The sequence below is a fragment of the Mycobacterium scrofulaceum genome (assembly GCF_002086735.1).
Classification (GTDB): domain Bacteria; phylum Actinomycetota; class Actinomycetes; order Mycobacteriales; family Mycobacteriaceae; genus Mycobacterium; species Mycobacterium scrofulaceum.
This window is the reverse complement of record NZ_MVIJ01000060.1, coordinates 1-19628: the sequence shown is the minus strand read 5'-3', so window position 1 is coordinate 19628 and position 19628 is coordinate 1. Positions and strand designations below refer to the sequence as shown.

Annotated in this window: 19 protein-coding genes and 1 pseudogene; 9 read left to right on the top strand and 11 right to left on the bottom strand. The window is 66.1% G+C overall.

The genetic code is table 11. The features are described 5' to 3' along the window. The first annotated feature begins 13 nt into the window (after positions 1-13). The 3 genes from BST44_RS25380 (at position 14) to BST44_RS25370 (ending at position 2166) form a co-directional block, all read left to right on the top strand. Entirely contained in the window at positions 14-526 is a 513-nt protein-coding gene (locus BST44_RS25380) for a hypothetical protein (RefSeq protein WP_007172179.1), read from the top strand. 9 nt (positions 527-535) lie between these two features. Next, positions 536-1048, top strand: a complete 513-nt coding sequence (locus BST44_RS25375) for a hypothetical protein (protein WP_225325864.1) — start codon at positions 536-538, stop codon at positions 1046-1048. A gap of 497 nt (positions 1049-1545) precedes the next feature. Then, positions 1546-2166, top strand: a complete 621-nt coding sequence (locus BST44_RS25370; RefSeq protein ID WP_225325865.1) for a site-specific integrase — start codon at positions 1546-1548, stop codon at positions 2164-2166. 81 nt (positions 2167-2247) lie between these two features. On the opposite strand, the gene BST44_RS25365 is transcribed toward BST44_RS25370, so the two are convergent. The 10 genes from BST44_RS25365 to BST44_RS31110 form a co-directional block, all read right to left on the bottom strand. Then, positions 2248-2841, bottom strand: coding sequence for a hypothetical protein (locus tag BST44_RS25365; RefSeq protein WP_083179698.1), 594 nt, complete (start codon positions 2839-2841; stop codon positions 2248-2250). Continuing rightward, positions 2838-3422 (bottom strand): hypothetical protein, encoded by a 585-nt coding sequence (locus tag BST44_RS25360; RefSeq protein ID WP_007172183.1) that lies wholly within the window; start codon positions 3420-3422, stop codon positions 2838-2840. The genes BST44_RS25365 and BST44_RS25360 overlap by 4 nt, the downstream gene beginning before the upstream one ends. A gap of 224 nt (positions 3423-3646) precedes the next feature. After that, the gene (locus tag BST44_RS25350) at positions 3647-4117 is read right to left on the bottom strand and encodes a hypothetical protein (RefSeq protein ID WP_007172184.1); all 471 of its coding nucleotides are present in this window, start codon (positions 4115-4117) and stop codon (positions 3647-3649) included. Continuing rightward, complete coding sequence (locus BST44_RS25345) at positions 4114-6315, bottom strand: site-specific integrase (RefSeq protein ID WP_047324007.1); 2202 nt, start codon at positions 6313-6315, stop codon at positions 4114-4116. Before BST44_RS25345 ends, BST44_RS25350 begins: the two co-directional genes overlap by 4 nt. Next, entirely contained in the window at positions 6312-8036 is a 1725-nt protein-coding gene (locus tag BST44_RS25340) for a hypothetical protein (RefSeq protein WP_007172186.1), read from the bottom strand. Before BST44_RS25340 ends, BST44_RS25345 begins: the two co-directional genes overlap by 4 nt. Next, positions 8036-9505: a tyrosine-type recombinase/integrase gene (locus tag BST44_RS25335; RefSeq protein WP_162839945.1), complete on the bottom strand. Its 1470-nt coding sequence runs from the start codon at positions 9503-9505 to the stop codon at positions 8036-8038. The genes BST44_RS25340 and BST44_RS25335 overlap by 1 nt, the downstream gene beginning before the upstream one ends. An 89-nt stretch (positions 9506-9594) precedes the next feature. Continuing rightward, complete coding sequence (locus BST44_RS31115; protein ID WP_007172188.1) at positions 9595-10224, bottom strand: hypothetical protein; 630 nt, start codon at positions 10222-10224, stop codon at positions 9595-9597. Beyond that, positions 10221-11444: a hypothetical protein gene (locus BST44_RS25325; protein WP_007172189.1), complete on the bottom strand. Its 1224-nt coding sequence runs from the start codon at positions 11442-11444 to the stop codon at positions 10221-10223. Before BST44_RS25325 ends, BST44_RS31115 begins: the two co-directional genes overlap by 4 nt. Beyond that, complete coding sequence (locus tag BST44_RS25320; protein WP_007172190.1) at positions 11441-12373, bottom strand: tyrosine-type recombinase/integrase; 933 nt, start codon at positions 12371-12373, stop codon at positions 11441-11443. Before BST44_RS25320 ends, BST44_RS25325 begins: the two co-directional genes overlap by 4 nt. Beyond that, entirely contained in the window at positions 12342-12605 is a 264-nt protein-coding gene (locus BST44_RS31110; protein WP_225325868.1) for a site-specific integrase, read from the bottom strand. The genes BST44_RS25320 and BST44_RS31110 overlap by 32 nt, the downstream gene beginning before the upstream one ends. 150 nt (positions 12606-12755) lie before the next feature. Between BST44_RS31110 and BST44_RS31105 the strand changes: the two are divergent. The 6 genes and pseudogenes from BST44_RS31105 to BST44_RS29810 form a co-directional block, all read left to right on the top strand. Next, a pseudogene (locus tag BST44_RS31105) lies at positions 12756-13323 on the top strand (tyrosine-type recombinase/integrase); the annotation flags it as partial. Then, the gene (locus BST44_RS25310; protein WP_007172192.1) at positions 13283-14392 is read left to right on the top strand and encodes a tyrosine-type recombinase/integrase; all 1110 of its coding nucleotides are present in this window, start codon (positions 13283-13285) and stop codon (positions 14390-14392) included. The pseudogene BST44_RS31105 and the gene BST44_RS25310, both read left to right, overlap by 41 nt. Continuing rightward, positions 14389-16644, top strand: coding sequence for a tyrosine-type recombinase/integrase (locus tag BST44_RS25305; RefSeq protein ID WP_007172193.1), 2256 nt, complete (start codon positions 14389-14391; stop codon positions 16642-16644). Before BST44_RS25310 ends, BST44_RS25305 begins: the two co-directional genes overlap by 4 nt. Next, the gene (locus BST44_RS25300; RefSeq protein ID WP_007172194.1) at positions 16634-17074 is read left to right on the top strand and encodes a DUF6262 family protein; all 441 of its coding nucleotides are present in this window, start codon (positions 16634-16636) and stop codon (positions 17072-17074) included. The genes BST44_RS25305 and BST44_RS25300 overlap by 11 nt, the downstream gene beginning before the upstream one ends. Before the next feature lie 225 nt (positions 17075-17299). After that, positions 17300-17626: a helix-turn-helix domain-containing protein gene (locus BST44_RS25295; RefSeq protein WP_007172195.1), complete on the top strand. Its 327-nt coding sequence runs from the start codon at positions 17300-17302 to the stop codon at positions 17624-17626. 848 nt (positions 17627-18474) lie between these two features. Beyond that, positions 18475-19095: a hypothetical protein gene (locus BST44_RS29810; RefSeq protein WP_007172196.1), complete on the top strand. Its 621-nt coding sequence runs from the start codon at positions 18475-18477 to the stop codon at positions 19093-19095. Here the strand turns inward: BST44_RS29810 and BST44_RS25285 are convergent. Next, on the bottom strand, positions 19096-19628 hold a 533-nt coding region (locus BST44_RS25285), incomplete at its 5' end, for an IS30 family transposase (RefSeq protein ID WP_244184941.1).

Below are 19628 nucleotides of genomic sequence, written 5' to 3'. Positions count from 1 at the left end.
GTATGGTGCGGCGATGGGAACGATCAACTCGAAATCAGCGGCGCGTAGGCGGGTTCGCGAGGCGCAGCTTAGAGCGAACGAGGCACGCGTGGAGTGCGAGCGGCAAAACGTCGATGACGCGGCGTCGTTACTCGTTGAGCTGGGTCGCCTGGCGGCCGTGGAGGAGTGGGAGGCAACTCGCATCCTCGAGATTCGGGCAGAGGCAGAGCGGCGTCGGCACACGCACCGCCAGGCCGGCGGCATCGCGGTGGCTCGAATGCAGGGTCGCGGCGAATCACTCGCGGCGATAGCGGAATTGGCTGGGGTCAAAGTCGGTAGCGTTCGGATGATGTTAAAGGCGGCGAGCGCGCACACTGGCGCGGCGGTGCAAGCACTAGGTGAGGGCAACGGCGCGGCGGCCCCTGGCGCGGCGCCGTTGGCACTAGGTGCGAACGGCGTTACTGCGCATGACGATGGCGCGGCGGCGCAAGCACTAGGTGCGAATGGCGCTGCGGCGCATGACGAAGGTGTCGGTGGCCGGGTTTAGCGTGGGCGCGTGCGTGTTCATCTGGGGATGCCGCTGTGGGTCGATCCTGTTGTGCACGCCGACGAATGCCGGCGCTTTGACTCCGACGTGGTGCAAGGACCCGGCGCTGACGACTGCGATTTTTTCACGGGGGCTATCGGTAAAGACGGATATGGCCGGTTCTTCATTTACCGTGGGGGTAAAGGGATTTGCGTGCGGCCGCACCGGTACGCGCTGGCGCGTCGACTCAGTGTGCTCCTTCAGCCAGACGAGTTGGGCCTGCACGAGTGCGATAGCCCGCTGTGCGTGAAAGTCTGTGCGGCCGAGGCGACATTCCAGCATGTGGTAATCGGCACTCAGAGTGAAAATATGCGACGAATGGCCCGGATGCGGCGCGGAGGAGGCCGCAGGTCGATTCCCAGTGATGGGTTATGGGCTCGGCGGGAGCGCTCGGTCGCGTTGCACACGGTGTTGCGGGAACGCGGCTGGGATCGGGCCGCAGTGGAGGCGGCGCGCCTCGGTGATATGCCGATGTTGTGGTGAGGGTGTAAGCACTGTTGGTGATTTAGCCGGCGAGTACTGCCGGTCGTGCTGCGCTGCTGTGGGAACGGGGTGGATGCGATCCAGCCGATAGACGGCGGTATGCATCGCCCAGTAGACGGCGACGATGTTGGCCCCGGGTATCACGCTGGCTAAGACGGGCCCGCACGTCGGCCGGATTGCTTCACCGTATGCGGCTGCGGCGCACTGCTCGGGGCTGGGAAGAACCCTGGCCGGGGCGCTGTGGGCGGTGTGAGGCGACGCTTGGCGCCAACAGGGTGCTTGTCGGACTAGTTCAGTGCACTTGCGGGTCGATGCACCGTACTCACTTCTGCCGCAGGACGAGCGGAATTGCATCTGCTGCAACATAATTGCTCGGTTGAGAGCGAGTATAGCGCCCAGTAAAGCGCGTCCCGCGGACATCGGATCACACCTCAGAAAGGGTGCTGTCTCGACACTTACGTCTGGCGCATCATTGTCGCATCTAGTACAACAGGATGGTGGGCGTCGAGTTGCCGGGGTCAGCAGCGCTGTCGCTGGTGTCGAAAGTGCTTCCGTTGGATCCAGAAGCCACGGTCTTCACCGCGATGCTGTCTGGCTGGGCTGATCAGCAGCGAGCCCGGGTGTGCAAGCCACCGACGGTGCAGGCGCGGGCGAGCGTGGTGCGCCGTTTCGCCGAGTTCACCGGGACGTATCCCTGGCAGTGGCAAGCAGATGACGCGGATGCGTTTTTCTCCCAACTGCTTTCCGGTGCGGAGCCAAAAGCTGACTCGACGGTACGGGGATACCAAAACGCATTGCGGTTGTTCGGCGACTTCGTTACTGACACGCGATATGGATGGGCGTCTTTGTGCGCTGAGCGGTTCGGGCAGGCCCCGGCACAGATCCTGCATGACTGGAACACCGTGCGTCACGTCAACGAGTTTGAGGGGCGGCCGGGACGGCGCCCGCTGAGCTATGACGAGGTTCAAGAGCTCTTCGATGCCGCCGATGGCTTGGTAGATCAGGCGCGACTTCGCCACCGCAAGGGAGCGTTGTCAGCGTTGCGGGACTCGACGCTGCTGAAGACCGTCTACGCGTATGGGCTGCTCTCCGGGGCTCAACCAGATGCAGCGGCGTGATTCTCTGAGTTTGTGCAGTTCAGAAGCTGATGTTGGGATGCTATCTGCTGCAACAGGTGTGGTGCAAGTCGACTCGCGGTTTCAGCGGGGCCGGCCTGGCGCGTTGAGTCGGGCCATGAGTTCGCGGTTGGTAGCGCGGGCGGCGGCGAGGTCTTCGTCGCGTTCGTCGAGTTGTTGTTGTTGGTCGAGGACCTGCTGTTCGAGATGGGTGATCCGTTGGTGGAGTGCATCGATGTCGGTTGGGGCGTCGAGCCCGGACTCGCGCCATGTTTGTTCGCCGAGTGCTTGGGAGAGCCGCTGCTCGAGTTGGCGGATGCGGGCGTTGAGCCGGGCGGCGCGTTCGTGGGCGGCGAGCAGGTCGGCCTGCAGTGAGGCTTGGGTGACCGTGGGGCCGGTGTGTTCGTCGGGGACTGGATCTGTTTGCAGCGTATGGATTTTCTCGAGTAGGTCGCGGTACCGATAGAGGAATGTGCGGTCGACTCCGGCCGCACGAGCGATCGCGGCCGCGCTGAGCCGGTCGCCGGCGGCTGCGGCTTGGTCGATCGCGGCCAGCACGCGCCGGCGTCGGCGCATCGAGTCGCCGCGACGGCCGTCGAGCATCGATCGGGTGCGTGTGCTCGACGAGACAGATTGTGCGCGTGTGTGATTCGACGTGGTGTCGGTGGTTGTGGTCATGCGGTGGCCTCCGAAGCGGGGGTTGCTGGTGCGGGTGGGGTGGCGGCGAGGGTGGGCATGCCGAGCGGGACCGTGTGGGCCGCACGATGACGACGCACGATGGCGACCGCGTCGTTGATCTGCGCTCGCTCCGTGTCGTCGAGTTCGGCGATGTCGCCTTTGATCCTGTTGATCAGTCGCCGGATTCGGGTGATCTCCTCCTCGGTGGGGGTGGCGTCGGCGCGGGCCCATTCGTCCACTCCGTCGATGGTGGCGGCCAGCCGTTCGCGGGTGCGCAGCAGGTCGTCCAGGTATGCCTGCAGGTCGGGCAGGAAGGCGATGTTGGTGCGGAAGTGATCGCAGCCGACGCAGCGGAATCGGATCGGGCAGGCACCGCCGCCGGCCTTGACGTTGGTTGGTTCGGTGCAGGTGCCGTCGGGGACGGCGACCTCGCCGATGGCGTGGCGGGCGCGCTCGGAGTCCAGCAGGGCGTGTGCGTCACGCCAGATCCGGTTGCCGTGCCGGTCGAAGCTGAGCGTGGTGACCGTGTCGACGGCGTCGCGGCGGCGGTCCTCGCCGATGCGGTAGTAGCGGCGGGTCACCGAATAGCTTCGGTGATCGAGCAGTTCGGCCAGGACGTCGATCGGGATGCCGGCGTCGGCGTGGCGTTGGGCGTAGGAATGGCTTGTCTCCGCAGTGGCTGTGTGCGGTCGGGTTCGTGTTGCGTTTGACGTGGCCGATTCTCGGCGTGGAGTTCGTGACGCTGATCGCCGTTCGTGTGGCGATAACGCGAAACCGATTGTGATGGACGTCACTGCCGGGTCGGTCAGCATGGTCCCATTACCCTCTGCTGGTATTTCGGGCGATTCGACGCGAGGCGGGTGATGCCTGCCGCCGGGTCGTTGGCCGTGCGGAGCCGAAGGATCTCGTCGTGCTGGGCAGCGATCCGGGCCAGGGCCTGGCTTCGGAAGTTGGTGAGCTCCTGGATTGTCGAGTTGACGTGGGCGAGGTTGTTTTTCAGCTTCTCGACCTCCGTCTTGAGGCGTTCGATCTGTGCGGTTTTCGGGTCCGGGGTTTCTCCGGCCTGCTGAAGCTGCTGGAGGCGGTGCTCGAATTCGGCGCGTAGGTGTGCGTAGGGCCGGGTGCCGTAGAAGGCGGTGCGGTCGACCCCGGCTGATAGTGCGAGGGTCTTGATATCGCAGTTGCCGCCGGGTGAGATCTCGCCGCGCAGAAGCCGGTCCATGGCGGCGCGGATGCGGTTCTCGTTGTGGATGCGTTGGGCGGCAGTGATTCTCATGCCTGTTCCTCGGGTGCGCTGGTTCCTGTGGCAGTGTCGATGCTGGTGATGACCTGGACGGCGCGGTCGTAGTCGGCCTGCAGACGAGCGCGTTCGGCGGTTCGGGTTTTGCCGAGTTGGCCGAGGAAGGTTTTGGTGCGTTCGGCGTGCTCGGCCCAGACGGGCCGGTGGTGCTGGTGGTGGGTGGCCTGCGGGCAGCGTGCGGAGTCACACATGCCGATCATCGGCCGGTCCGCGGTCAGGGTGCCTGCAAGTTTCAGGCAGAGCGCGCGGGAGGGGTCGGTGAACCAGCAGTAGTTCGCTGGGCCGAGGTGCAGCGCCGTGGCGCGTTTGGACAGCAGGTTGAGGATGTCGCGGTCGTTGCGCTGGATCTTCGGCGCCGCAGTGGCTTTGGTGTTCGGGTCGGTGTCGATGGTGGCGAAGAATTCGGTCAGGCTGCGGGCGCCGGGTCCGGCGGGCAGGATGCCTTGCTGGTAGTTGCGGAACTCGGCCAGCACGAGCTTGAGTATGTGGTCGGCCTCGAGCTTGTTGACCTCGGCCAGCAACTCTGCTTGAGCGCCGCCCGGTCGAGCCGCGTAGCCTTCCGTTGTCGCCGCGGCGATATGTTTGAGGTGCAGTTTTGCGGCGAGGACACCGCCAGGCCGGTAAGCCATCTCCAGGGCAACCGTTCTTCTGAGCATACGCAGTGCTACTGGTTCGTCGGGGATCGGGACGAGTCCGAGACGGGCTCCGGCCGGGGAATTCACCCAGGCGCGGAACCAGAGGTAGCGGACTCGGAAGCTGAACCGGGACAGCAGGAGAACACCGTCACGCGGGTCGTCGTGGAGCTGCTCGATGAGTTCGATCGCGCGGTGGACCGGTTCGATGACGACCCATTCGTCGTCGGTGCCGCCGAGGCCCTGACCTTTGATGATTTTGCTGGCGATGCGATAGCACTTCAGGCCGGAGATCGGTTCCTCGACCGGGCGGCAGCCGACCCGCAGTTCCATCAGCTCACTGGCCCGCATTCCGGACGCGCCAGCCAGGACAACGATCGCTGCGGTGCGGGCGATGCCGACCATGGCGACCGCTTCGGACCGGTGCACTGGCAGTGTCCAAGGCAGCAAGGTCGCACCATCGGCGGCCGGGACTTCGGCGGCGTTGCGGCCGAAGATCTTCTCGACTCCGACGGTGTTGAGGGTGTCGATCAGCGGTTTGCGCAGTGTGGGCATCCATTTCGCCCAGAACTGGACGTATCCGGCCTGCCGCGCCAGGGTCCCGGTGGAGACCGGCAGCAGCGGGTCGTTCGCGTCCCAGCCAGCCTTGAGTCTGCGGTTGACGTCGTGTTCTTCGAGCATCGGCAGCGGTGTGTCGGTCGCCCTGTGGTCGGCCAGCAGCATCGTGATGTCGCTGACCATCGCCGGGGAGCCGTGACGAAGCCCGGGGGCTCCGGTAGCCCAGACACGGTCGATCTTGCGGATCTGCTCGTTCAGCTCGACAACGTGCGGGCCGAGGATCTGCACCAGGTGCAGGGCCGCGGCCAGCATCGGCTGCAGCACTTCGGCAGGAACGGCAGGTGTCTTGTTTCCGTCGCGACCAGAAGGCATTTCGGCGACCGCGGATGCTGTTGCGCCGCCCCAGGGGCGCAGATCGGCCGGAACCCGGTCGGCGGTGAACAGGTCACGGTAGTCGACCAGATCGACGATCATCTGCGCGGCTGCGCGCCGGACGCCTGGGCTCTGCTCGCCAACGATGACGCCGTCGGGGTCGATCACGTAGCGTCGGAACGCCAGGTATTCCTCGCAGAGGTGGGTGTCGAGCTCGGTGAGGGCAGTGATGCCCCGCTGATCGAGCCAGCCGAAGAACTTGCCGGCCTCGTAGAGGCGGCTGTAGCAGCTGGTCAGATGCAGTGGGGTGCGGTAGGCGCGTGGCAGACGGACCACGGCATTGTGATTCGGGGCCAGCAGCGCCAGGATCAGCTCCTTGGCGACCAGCCGCCAGCGGGTGTCGGTGATGGTGGTGAAGTCGAATCGGCGTCGGTAAAGGGCCATTTGGACCGGGAGCCCGACCACGTCGGTGAAATCCCACAGGTCGTCGTCGAATACCGGTCGTGGCGTGCCGCCCGGCAGCGTGAGCCCGGCGTCGCGGCAGATGTCCGCGCCGGTGAACGGCGACCGTGGTTGAACGCCGGGTGCTGCGGTCGCGATTGTGCTCGTCATGCGGTGCGTTCCTCTGGGCGCAAGGGGATTTCGTCGTCGCTGTCGGTGACGCGTGCGGCTGCGACAGCGAGTTCGGCGGGGTCGAAGCGGTCGAGGATCTGGTCGATCCGGGCGGCGTAGGGGCCGAAGACGGTCATGAAGTGGGCGGCGGGCATCTGCTGCCACTGGCGCGAGAAGAATGCCTTGAGCCGCAGCAGGTTCACTGCGTGCCGCGGAGCGAACACCGCCAGCGGGCAGAGCAGGCAGACCCAGGGACGTGCCGGGCATGGTTTGCCTGCCGGCCCGTGTAACCCGGCCAGCTGATCGGCGCAGGCTGCGGTGAACACATCCCGCGCGCCACCGACCAGCTCGGCGAGCACGCCTTCGTCGAGCTTCATCACCGCCAGCAGCTGCGGGTAACCCTCGGCGAGCGCCGCCGCGTCTTCCTCGGTGATCACGGCCGGAGGGTGCGCGCGGCGGAGGATGTCGTGCTGGGCGTCGGCGATGATCGTCTCGACGGCGTGGCGTTGACCGGGAGTCGTCGCCGACAGGTAGTGGTCACCCTCGACCGCGGGCGTGTGGTTCGGGTCGATCGTGGCGCGCGCATTCCCGGTCCAGGACTTCTTGTCCCGCATCGCGTGATGGGTGGTGCGGATGCGGGACCGGTGCAGTTTCATCGGCTGACCGTCGTCGCCGACGATGCCATGGCGGCGCATCCACCGGCCAATCGCGGACCGGTTCACGTCATCGAGGCGGCGGGAGTAGCCGGGCTGGCTCATCCCCAACCACAGCGTGGTGCGCTCGTCCGGCGGCACGAAGCTGCGCAACAGCGCCGAGTGCGCCAGCCACTGCTCGAGCAACCGCACCGCCGGCCGCGGCAACGTCGCGCTCTCGGCGGCGGTGCGCCGTTTGATATAGGACAGCAGAACAGTCGAATCCCCGGCCCAGTCGATGTCCCCGATGTCCAAGTCGGCGATGCCGTCGGGGACGATGCCGGAATAGATCCCGAACAGCAGCCGGTAGGCGATCACGACCTCGAGATGCGGGAACATCGCCAGCGCAGCCTCGTGGAAGACAGCGATGACTCCTCGATGACGGAAAACGTTGATGGACATGCCAATTTCCTCAGCAGCTTCGCTGCTGCCAAGCGGGCCGAGTGTCGACAACAGCCAGCAGAAGTTCTGATGAGTCCACGCACCCGTGCCCGGATGCCGCCCTCCGGCGGCGGACGCCAGCGCGCGCCGATGTGCCGCGTAGGAGTCGTCGACCTGCTGTCGGCAGGCCATGGTCAGCCGCTGCCATGCGCCCTCGGAATAGGGCGGCAACGGGCGCCGATTGCGCTGAATGTTGAAGTGCCGCCCTGCGGCCAGCTCCAGCACCCCCTCGCCGAGACGGCCGCCGGATCGCGCATAACCTTCCACCAAGTACCGAGTCAGCGCCTCCAGCCAGTTCGGGCCCGCCATCCAGAACTGCGCCAGCTGTCCGCGCCGCAGATCGCCGACACCGCCGGTGAAACCCTGATCAGAAAGTGTTCGCACCATCCTGTGCAACCCACGCACGTACTGGTCGACGGTGCCAGCAGTATCGACGCTGCCGTGAGGATGGATCAGCTCCACCAACCCGGTGGCCAGATCACGCACCAACCCGGGGTTCGGCAACCCCGTGAGATCGAATGCAGCTCTGCTGCCGTCGCTGAACACGCAGGCCAAACGCAGCGGATCATCGAGCACCGTCGTCGGCATCACAGCTCCTCTTCGGTGTCGTCGTCGAACTCGGCGTCGGCTTCCCGCTGTGCGGCGGTATCCTCGGTGAGTCCCGCTGCGGCTCCGGCGGTTTCGTAGGCTTGCCGGTAAATCCGCGTCGTATCAAGACGTTTCAGGTATTTCTCGGTCGTCAGAACCGTGGAATGCCCGAGCAAATCGCGCAGCACCAGCAGCGGGTCGGCCTTGGTCAGGTAGAACACCAGCGCTGCGTCGGCGTCGGTGTCGCATACCAGCTTCGCTGCCTGTCGGTAATAGCCGGTCACCAGATATTCCAGCGTCTGCATCGAGAACGAGTGGCGGAGTCGGTGCGGGTGGACGTGCGGGAACCGTGGTTCGAACCGTGCGCGGATCCGGTCGGAGGTGCGTTCGAACACCGTCGCCCACGCCGTGAACGGGCCACCATCACCCTTCACCGCTAGCAGGCACGACCCGCCCTCGGGTGCCACCAGCCGCCGTCGCTCGGCCGGGGTGAGCGACTCCCAGGACCGGCGGACGCCGTTGATCCGGCCGCCACGGGCGTCCGGTTCGGTGACCTGCAGCGGTTCGCCCCGGCGTCGTGGTGGCCGCCAGGCCGATCCGTCGGTGACGGCAGCGCGGTCGAGCTGCAGGTAGTCGTGCAGCCCGGCCAAGGCGTCGTAGGAGATCCAGGTGGTTCTGAACTTGCGGCCCTTGGTGATTCCCGCAGGCACCGGAAACGGGATCGGGATCACCGTCGGCGCCGGCGGCAGAGCCGGGATTTCCCACGGCAGCAGATGTGTGAACTCGCCCAGCCGCAACCCGGTCGCCAGCGCGAGGTCCCCGATCGCGGCGTTGCGGGTCATCTCCCGGCCCGCGAACCCGGTGTCGCGGGTGCCATCCGGCGCCAAACCGCGCAACCCCTTCCGGAACAGGTCGGTGAAGTCCGGCTCCAAATACTTGATGGTCACATGCGGTTTCGGGGTGCGGCGCACCGCCAAGTTCACCCGGACATCGCGGCCGGTGCCGGCGAAGACCGCTCGCGCGGATCGGTAGGTGAACGGCTCCGCCTCGGCGTATCCCTCGTCCATCGCCCACCGGTAGAACAGCGACAGGATGCTCATGTGCTGCGCCCACGTGGTCGCCGCGAATCTCGCCCGGATTGCTCCGGCGGCGCGGTGCTCGGCGTATCGGCTCAGCCCTGCCTTGAGCCGGTCTCGCGAATCGAACAGGCCCACACCGTGTTCGGCGAGGAATTCCGTCCATTCCTTGACCGCCCGCGCGTAGTTCTCCCACGAACTCGGCGCCGGAGCCCCGCTGGCCGGAAGCAGCCGCAACCACCGATTGATCACCGTCGTCGGCCGCGGCACGGCCGGGCCGTCCTCGAACAGCAAGTCGTCATCGATCAGCACCGGCATCCCCTCTGGGATCACCGGCCGGTGCTCGACACCCCAGGACTGCCAGCCCTGCGACGAGAAAAAGCTCAAGATCACGACTGGAGACCATACAAACACCACACGGCCTCACCAAAGCAGAAACGCCGAGCACGCCCGGGCCTTTCAGGCCAATCGCAACACGGGAACTAAGCGGGGACAATGTGCCGGTAGGCGTAGGGCACGATCTTGGTCATGTCAAACTCGACTCCATCGCGGGTGCGCAGTGTCGGCAGGTCGGCCACCCAGTCGCGGTGGCGCGCCTGCAGGGTGGTTCTGCTGATTGCCTTGTGCCCGTCGGGATTTCGATAGGGCGTGGGCAGCAGCTTCAGCTTCGCGGCCAGGGTGTGGGGGAAGCGTTGACGGATTCGTTGTTGTTGGCCGGTGATCACCGCGGCGGTGGCCGTGCTGATCGGCAGCCGTCGGCCGAGCCGGTTGGCTTTGATGTTGTCGTAGACCAGTACGTCGCCGCCGTCTTTGTCGCGGGCCAGGCAATCCAGCGGCAGATTGAGGATGTCCTCGGGGCGGCGGCCGGTGTCGATGCCGATCTGGGTGGCGACCCTGACCTCGACGGGTTCGAGGGAGTCGAGGTTGGCGCACAGGACGGCCATGATCTCCGGTGGCAGGCATCGGCCGGGCTCGCCGCGTTCGGGGTCGGCGGGGATGTCGGCGCGTTCGATGGCGCAGTCGCCGGGCAACCCGGCCGCCGGCCGTCCGGTTCTCGTCAGCCCCAGGGATCGGATCCCGGCCAACACCTGCCGCATGTCACGGCAGATCATGTTGCGGCGGTAGCGACCGATCTGGCCGGTGAACTCCAGATGGCCGAGCCGGTTGAGGAATCCCTCCAAGTCGGTCCGGCCCAGCGCGGTCGGGTCAAGCCCGTGATCGGGTCGGCGATGCAAGTGCTCGGACAGCAGCCCGATGCTGTTGATCTTGCCGCGAACGCGAGAGGCGCCGCTGCCGCGGTGCTGGGGCAGTTGCTCGGCAGCCCACCGCTTCGCGGCCCCGGCCAGCCAGGGCTGGGTGATCTTGGTGAACGACAGCGTGCCGGGGTACCGAAGATCGCCAGATCCCAGCGGTCCTTATCCTGCTCGACACCCGGATCGGCCAACACGCGGCGGGCGTCGCGGGCGAACGAGGCCAGCACCGAGCGTGCACGCTTGCCGGGAGCCAGGCCCGGATCGCAGTCGTGGATCGAGCCGACCTGGTGGCGACGCAGCGTGTCGCAGACCGCTCGCAGCACAACGTCGGTGAGCCGCAAGCCATCCCTAACACGGGTCTGCAAGCCCGTCAGCACTTCCACAACTACCAGGGAAGGCAGCGCCCGCAGGTTGACCTGCCCCGGCTCGGCCACGCCCGATTCCCGGACCCGCCACCACTGTTCATCGAGTTCGGCATGCTCTTGCTGGTCCACGCTCCATCGCTGATAGTGGGTCGTGCAGTAGCCGATCGCGCCGTCGGCCGTGCGGGTGCACGCCGGCACCAGGCATGCCGGCAGCGGCGGCCTTGGCCGCACTCGCGGATCGCTCACGAACTGTTCCAGCGAGATCGGGATGCGCCTGCCCCGGAACTGTTGGGCGTGCGGTTCACACATCACCGCGTCCCGCACCGTCGGCGTGCACCGGCACTGCGGGACGGCGCAGCGTTCCGCGGGAACCGGTGCGGCGGGCAGGCTTTCGGCAGCGGCGATGTCCTCGACGCTCATGCCCATGCCGGTCAGCCTGGTGAAACATCGGTGGCAGATCTCGGGGGCGTCGTTGTGGACGGTTCCGACGCATCGTTCCACCCGGCACACCTTCCGGCCGAGCAGCCGATGCTGCGCGGGCAAGTACAGCACCCGGGTCACCGGATCCCATCCGGCCTCGTCAAGCAGTCCTTGGTCCAGCGCCCTGGCCAGGTGCGTGGCCGCGCCACTCAGGGCGGCCCCGTCCAACACATGCGCGAACTTGCAGGATTCCTCATCGCCCGGGATCGTCCTGGCCGACGTCACGGCGGTCACCGGCTCGCTCCGGTCTGTTCGCGGGGGCTGGGCACCGCGTCCACCGCGGCCCGCAGTCGAGATGCGTCCGGATGCAGGTAGATCTGGGACGAGGAGACAGCCGCGTGTCCGAGCAAATCAGCGACCACGTCGATACCGGCCCCGGCGTCGACGACGTTGCTGCCGTAGGCGTGTCGCAGCTGGTGCGGGCGGACCGGGGTGTCCAATCCGGCCCGGCGGGAGACCGCTGCCATCAGCTCGCCGATCGCGTCGGGCCGCATCGGCGCGCCGACGCGGCCGCGGAACAGGTTGACGAACACGAAATCACTACCCGCCGCGGCCGGAACTCGCATGCGCTCGAACTCGTAGACGTCGAATGCTTGCACGACAAGGAAATCCAGCGGCACCACCCGCTGTCGGCGCGATTTGGCCCACGCCCCGTTCGGGTTGTCGTCTCGGCGCACCACATGCAGATGCGCCCGAGCGACCTCGCATCCCAACCGGCGCGAATCCACCAGCAGGTGCACATCACTGCGCCGCAGCCCGCACACCTCGCCCCGACGCAGCCCGCCCCTGGCCATCAGCAGCACGATCAGCTTGTCCCGCGTGGACCGGCAGGCCCGCAGCAGCGCGACGATCTGCTCATCGCTGGCCCGATCGATCGTCGTTTCCGGTTCCCGCAACCGGTGCCGGGCCCGCATCCGCCATGCCAGGTGGCCATCGTCGTTGCGGGCTTCCGCCGGCAGGTCTCGGTCATCGGCCACCTCGTACAGCATCGACACCAAACCCGCCGAGCCGTTGCCGGTCGCGACCGCGTGCACCACCATCCCCCGCACCGCGGTGAGCACCCCGTTGATCCGCGATGGGCCCCGCGCCGGGGCGGCCCCCGGACCGGCCAACACCACTCCCGAAGCGACGTCATCGACGCCCGCTGGCCAGCGGTCCGGCATGGGCCAGCCACGTCATGAACAACGCGAACTGCTCGACACCGGCCTGCCAGGACCGGCCCGTCCTGGCGCACCAGCGCAGGAACAACGCGATCGCGTGTGCATACGCCTTCGTCGTGGATTCCGCGCCGTCGCGGCCGAACCGCTGATGCCGCAGATACTCATCGGCGATGCCGACTACCTGCAGATCCTCATCCAGCACCGTCCAATACCGTTGCCCGGACGGCAAACTCACCGGAAACGCTCGCATGGGCCCTCGCTTTCAAGTCGACAGTCAGAAACGACTACCAGCCACGAGCACCACACCCACGGAGAAACGCCGCACCGCCCACCAGATCACCCACTACGAGCGACGTCATGCAACAGGTCGCAGACCCCCGGAGAAGGCTTGCGGCGCCAAGAGGCGGTGGGGCTAGACCTGGTGGATCTGAGATCGAATCCAAAGCTACCGTCCTACGGGCGTTTTGGCGGCGTATTCGTCCGATTCGGAAAAGCGTCCCGCGGTAGTTCGCCGAAGCGACGCGTCGTGCTGACGGTGCCGGAAATGGACTGGATTGTCCAGGTTTTCGAGTCCTACCTGGAGGAGGTTCGTCCATGCTTTCGAGCGGGCCGGCATCCGGCGTTATGGGTCACCGAACGTTGCGGCCGTCTCTCCAGACGCGCCGCGAACGAGGCCTTTGTGGCTGCGCGTGACGCCGCGGGGTTGCCGCAGGAGCTGGACCTGCATTCGCTGCGCCAGACCCTACGTCACACACCTGACCGAATTCGATTACCCGGAGCGCTTCGTGCAAGTTCTCTCGAGCCCGCACAGGGGTGTCCACGACGTGCAACACGCACGTGGCGTTGGCGGCGATCTTCGTGGCGGAGGTGGTTATCTGCAGCGGTCCATCACGCAGATTCCACGGAGGTTTGATGCTTGTGCAACGGGTACTGATGCCCACTTCGTCGCTTGAATCCTGGACGGTCCTCGGCGACGGAGGCGGCTCGGTGGAGCCAATCGAGCGCTACCTGGCCTATCTGACCGACATCGAGCGGTCCCCGAACACGGTCAAGGCCTATGCGCACGACCTGAAGGACTGGTTCGTCTTCCTCGACGCTCGCAGCCTGAACTGGCGCGAGGTCCGATTGGAGGATCTCGGGGAGTTCGTGTCCTGGCTGCGGCTGCCGCCGGCTGGCCGGGCTGGCGCAGTGGTGCTGTTGCCCTCGGCTGAGCATCACTGCTCTGCGGGAACCGTCAACCGGAAGCTGGCGGCGATCAGCGGCCTCTACACGTTTCACGCCCGGCACGGAGTCGACCTCGGCGACTTGGTCACTGAACTGCACCCAGGTCGGCGCCGGCGCTCGGGATGGAAGCCGTTCCTCTACCACCTGAGCAGCGGCCAGCCGGAGCGGCGGCGCACGATCAAGCTCCGGACCCCGCGTCAGCATCCGACCATTCTGACCGCCGGTCAGGTGCAGGCGATCCTAGATGCCTGCATCCACCTGCGGGATCGCTTGTTGTGGGCGTTGTTGTGGGACACAGGGATTCGGATTGGTGAAGCGCTAGGTCTGCGTCACGAGGACGTGGCCGCTGCCGAGGGTGAGTTGACGGTCGCGCCGCGATCCAACGACAACAGGGCGCGCGCCAAGTCGGCGACACCGCGCACCATCCCGATCAGCCCGCAGCTCATCCGCCTCTACGCCGACTACCTGCACGACGAATACGGCGATCTGGACTCCGACTACGTGTTCGTCAACCTCTGGGGCGAACCGTTCGGGCACCCGTGGGGCTATCCCGCGGTCTACGACCTGGTGTTGCGGCTGCGCCGGAGCACCGGCATCGACTTCGATCCCCACTGGTATCGGCACACCTACGCCACGCGTTTGCTCCGCCAGAACACCCCGATCGAGGTCGTCAGCACGCTGCTGGGACACTCCTCGATCGCGACCACGATGGACATTTACGGGCATCTGTCCGTCGAGGACGCCCGCCGGGCTCTGGAGGCGGCCGGCTTCCTGACCGGGCAGGAGGTGCAGTGGTGACCGCGGCAGTCCCGCCGCTACCGTCGGCTGCGGCTCCGGGCTTGCTGCGCAAGCTGGTGGCCGCGGTTCGACCGGAGTTCCGGGTGGACATCCTCGTTCCCGAGCGTGGTGCGCTGGTGTTCGACACCGCGCCGTGCCGGGTGCCGGGCTGCGTGCGCCAACCGCGCACCCGCGGGCTCTGCAAAGGCCACTACGTCGGTTGGCAGCAAGAAGGCCGCCCGGACATCGACGTGTTCGCCACGACTGCAGCACCGGAAGGGCTCGGGCGCAAAGAGCTCACGGTCTGCGCCGTCCAGGGCTGCCGGTACGGAGGTGCTCGCCGGGGTTTATGCCCACGCCACCAAGGGTTTTGGGAACGGTCCGGCATCGCCGACCGAGACGTATGGCTGGCTGCCGTTGCTCCGGTGGATGATCCCGATCATCCCGTCTGCGCGTTGTCCTATTGCACGCTATGGACGCAGGGACGGTCGCCGTTCTGCGTCAATCATCGGTCCCGATGGGCAGCGGTGGGATGTCCCGACATCGACGAGTTCATCGTGCTCTGCGAGTCCTATGGCGACGACCGGTTCGACTTCCGACCGTTCGGTGATCGCCGACAGCTCAAATTGGAGATGCAGTACGCGCTGCAGTGCCGGCACGATGAACGCCAGGTCAAGACTCCCGCTGCCGTCGCGCGTCCTGTCATCGCACTCACGGCCGCCAGTGGGGTGGCCTCGCTGCTGGACTGGCCGATGGCACGTTGGATCGAGTTCTTCGACGCCAACCACGCTGCGCAACACGGCCAGAACGGACAGCTGGCGTTTCTGCGTTACGCCTATCGCTGTCTGGAGGACCTGCACTGCGGCAGCGGGTGGGAGGCCGAGTTCCCGCGCGACGTGTGGGAGCTGCACCGGCTCGGCGTCGAGGGCCGCAAGCGGCTGCGCTTCGACGGCATTGCGCAACCGTGGCTGCGGGATCTGGCCAAGCGGTTCGCCCGCTGGCGGTTAAGCATCGGACGCAGCCCCAACCAGACCTACATCGACGTCCAGGCGGTGACGCGTTTGGCCGGCTTCTTGGCGTCCCCGCCGGTCGACATCACCAGCCTGGCCGGCATCAACCGCGCGGTATTGGAGCGCTACCTGGCCGACCTGTCCACCGACCCCCGGGCACTGCACTCCCGCAGCCGCGACATCAGCTCGCTCGGTGCGTTCCTCGACGCGATCCGCCGCCACGAGTGGGACCACGACCTGCCCGCGAGTGCCGCGTTCTATCCCGACGACTTCCCCAAACCCGCGAAACGCCTGCCCCGCGGGCTGGCCGAGCACATCATGGCCCAGGTCGAACAGCCCGCGAACCTCGACGGATGGAACAACCCCGAGAGTCGGCTGCTCACGATCATCCTGATGCGCTGCGGACTGCGCGTCGGTGACGCCACCAAGATCGCCTTCGACTGCGTCATCCGTGGCGGCGACGGAGCTCCCTATCTGCGCTACACCAACGGCAAGATGAAACGCGAAGCTCTCGTCCCGATCGACGAGGAAGTCGAGCAGGCCATCGCCGAGCAACAACAGCGGATCCTGCGCCGCTGGACCAACGGCAGCCCCTGGCTGTTCGCCGCTCCGAAGATGAACCCAGACGGCCGCCGGCCGCTGACTACGCCCTCCTACCGCGGCCAGCTACGGGACTGGCTGGCGCGCTGCGAGATCCGCGACGAGCACGGCCGTCCAGTGCATCTGACTCCGCACCAATGGCGGCACACCTTTGGAACACGGTTGATCAACCGGGACGTGCCGCAAGAAGTCGTACGGGTGTTACTCGATCACTCCAGCGGTGAGATGACAGCTCACTACGCCCGCCTTCACGACACCACCGTCCGCCGGCACTGGGAGTCCGCCCGCAAGGTCGATGCCAGGGGCCAAACCGTTGCGATCGACCCCGACGGCCCACTGGCCGAAGCGAACTGGGCCAAGCAACGGCTCGGGCGCGTGACCCAAGCATTGCCCAACGGCTTCTGCGGGCTGCCAGTTCAAAAGACCTGCCCGCATGCCAATGCTTGTCTGACATGTCCGATGTTCGTGACTACGCCCGAGTTCCTGCCGCAACACCACGAACACCGTCAGCAAGTCCTGCAGATCATCTCCGCTGCCGAGGCGCGCGGTCAGTTACGCCTCGTCGAGATGAACCAACAAGTCCTGGGAAACCTCGACACCATCATCACCACACTCGAAACCGACTCCGGTTCAGAGGAATTGGATTCTGCTGATGCGGGCTGACAACACCCGGCACCTCATCGTCGCCGCCCGACAACGCCACGAACTCACCCGAGCCAAGGCGATCCAGGCATTGAGGACCCTCGACGCCGAAGGGCGCCCGGTCACCTTCGAGGCCGTGGCTCAAGCAGCGGCGGTGTCTCGGTCCTGGCTCTACGCGCAATCCGACGTCCGAGCTGAGATCGAACGGCTTCGCGCTGCCCACCGTCGAGCACCCGCGACACCGGTCCCCGCGCGGCAACGAACCTCGGACGCCTCACTGCTACGCAGGCTCGAAGCCGCCAACCAGCGCAACCGGAAATTGGCCGAGGAGAACCGCACGCTCCGAGACCAACTCGCCCGAGCACTCGGCCAGCAGCGCACCGCATCCGAAACCACGTCAACCCGCACCCCCCGGAAACGTCTCAGCTCGATAACGATCGGTCCCTGCTGAAAGGCCTCCCCCATGACCCCACCTCAAACGTCGACGACAACGTCCACAACGAAACACCGCAGGTCAAAGCCCCGAATAGGCCAGCGGCTCAAGATAATTCAACACCAAGTCGGACATTCCTATGCGAGCACCACGTCGATCTATAGCCACGTCTGACGAGTACCGCAACCGTTTGCTCCGTGAAGCGCTCACCAAACGCGGCATTGCCGTCGGGGAGGATCAACCGTGATCAAGAAGATGGGTTATCAGTGGCGGCTGCGGGCGCTGATGGCGCAACGGGAGCTGTACCAGACGACTGATCTGGTTCCGCTGTTGGCCGAACGTGGCGTGGTCCTGTCGCGAGAGCAAGTGTTTCGCCTGGTCACTGCGCCTCCCCAACGGCTCTCAATGGACGTGCTGGCAGCGTTGTGCGACATCTTGGAATGCTCGCCCAACGACCTGATCGAAATCGAAGCCGTCAATCAATCGGTGAAGAAGGCGGCCGGGGACTCACCGCGGGAGGTGCCGAAGGTGCGGCGCACGACTGTGCGTCGACCTGACCGCAGCTCATGAGAGGATCGGCGAACTTCAGGCCCGACGCGTGGGATCGAGTCCGCGCTCACGTAGTCCGCGCTCTTGGCGACCTATCGCTTGCAGATGCCGACCGCCTCCTGAAAGCTGCTCGTGTCGACCGGCCGAAAACGCTCAATCAGGTCGACGCGTACCTGGCCGCTCATGGCGACGGAGTGCTCAACCCGGACGCGTCCTGCCCGCGGGGGCTTATGCGCTTGACGCACGTACTGGTGGCTGATGGCCACGCGTCGGTGAAGCCGCCGGCCTGTACGAATTGTCAACAGCGCGTGTCTCTGACCGCGATCGGTCCGACCGGCCGCATTTGTGGTCGCTGCAGAGATCTCGATCGATCGTTCACGTGCGCGCGATGCGCAAAGACCTCTGTCAGCAGACGCGTCAATCTTCCCGACGGACCCGTGTGCACGAACTGTTACAGCCGCGACCCGTTGTCGCGCAAGGAATGTAGCATCTGCGGACGCCTCCGTCCCCGGGCACGTCGACTCGTCGACGGCGGCGTGCTGTGTCCCACGTGCGCGCCACCGCGCCTATACACCTGCTCGGGATGCGGACAACGGCGCCGCGCCCCGTACGTGGCATCGGAAGGACGCATCTGCACGAACTGCTACGCCAAAGCCAGCACCGTGTGGGTATGCGGATTATGCGGAGCCACCCGGCGCCGCCAAAGCAGCAGCGTCCTCGGCCCGCACTTGTGCGGCACCTGCCGCGCCATCACAACGAGGACCTATTCCGGGATACGTTCACCACACTCGAAATCCACCTGCGCGTTCTGCCGACAACGGCGCGTTGTAGCCCGCCATTGGCCAGCGGGGCCTGTCTGCACACCGTGCGTGCGCAAGGCGAAGATGTACCCGTCACCATGCGCGGCGTGCGGCCAGCAGGCGGTGCTGATCGGATTTGACCCCGACGAGCGCCAAATCTGCGGGCCATGTTCTGGCTCCACGCTCGACTACCGCTGCGCCAATTGCGGTCAACCGGGTATTCGCGCGCATAATCGATGTAGCCGCTGCCACACCGCCGAATTACTGCACAACGCCTTAGCCGGGCCGGATGGCCAGATACCGGCGCAACTGAAGCCACTGGCGGACGCTCTTGCCAACGCCAATGATCCACGCAGCGTCGCCGTCTGGCTCGGCAAGAGCGCCGCCGCGGAGCTCCTCATGAATCTGGCGCGCACCGGACAGACCATCACTCACCACGCACTCGATCAGCTCCCACCCGGTGGGCATGTCAACTACGTACGTGAAATCCTCGTTCGCACAGCAGTATTGACGCCGCGTAACGAATACCTCGAACGTATCGAGCCATGGGTGGATCGCCACCTAGCCAACTATCCCGCCGAACACGCACGGCTGGTCCGCAGCTACACCATCTGGTACCTCCTGCACCGAGCCCGCCGAGCCAAACAACCACTAAGCAATCCCGGGTGTCAACGGCGGGGTGGCTTCTAGTCAACGTCGCAACAGTTGATGGTCTGGTGAGGTTAGCAGCGCGGTGAAAAGTTCGGCGGGACTGCGGTCTTCGAGGGTGTGGCGGGGGCGGTTATTGATCTCGTATTCGACAGCGCGCAGATGGTCGGGTGTGTAGGTGCTTAGGCTGGTGCCCTTGGGGAAATATTGGCGTAGCAGCCCGTTCGCGTTCTCGTTGCTGCCGCGCTGCCACGGCGAGCGGGAGTCGCAAAAGTAGACCGGCACGCCGAGGTCTGCGGTGATGTCGGTGTGTCGGGCCATTTCGATGCCCTGATCCCAGGTGATCGATCGGATCAAGTTCGATGGCAGGCCACCCATGGTCGTGGCGATCGCGATACGCAGGGAGTCGGCGTCACGGGTGGGAAGGTGCATCAGCCGAATCAGGCGGGTCTGGCGCTCGACCAGGGTCCCGATCGCCGAGCGCTGGTTCTTGCCGACGATGTAGGGGTCGGACCGGGGCGCGGTGCCGGGATTGCTCCTGGCCCGTTTCCCCGGCCCGCCCTCCGCACCGGACG